Origin of the sequence: Streptomyces sp. 4F14, assembly GCF_048159485.1 — a bacterium.
Lineage (GTDB): Bacteria > Actinomycetota > Actinomycetes > Streptomycetales > Streptomycetaceae > Streptomyces.
In genome coordinates, this window is record NZ_JBLRVY010000349.1 from 1 (window position 1) to 328 (window position 328).

Consider the following 328-nt stretch of genomic DNA (forward strand, 5'->3'; position numbering starts at 1 on the left):
GGCCGCTACTACGTCGACGGCATCCTGCTCGACGCGACCCGCCCGGCACCCGGCGTGCCGGTCCCGGACGAGGACGGCGAGGACTCCGCGGAGCAGGACGCCGCCGCTCCGCCCGCGCACTGGACCTACTGGGACCAGCCCGACGGCTTCCGCGACCCGGAGAAGCCCGGCGACCGGCTGCCCTCGCCCGCCACATCGCCGTTCGTGGTCTATCTGAACGTGTGGGAGCGCGCCGTCTCCGCCGCCGAGGACCCCAGCCTGCGCGTGGTCGCCCTAGGCGCCGCGATGCCCGATACCGCGGCCCGGGTGTAGGCCGTCTGGCAGGTGC

The 328-nt window shown here is 75.3% G+C and carries 1 pseudogene; it reads left to right on the top strand.

The window, feature by feature from the left end:
* Positions 1 to 309 (top strand): annotated as a pseudogene (locus ACLZOT_RS51060) (hypothetical protein); the annotation flags it as partial.
* Positions 310 to 328: the final 19 nt, after the last annotated feature.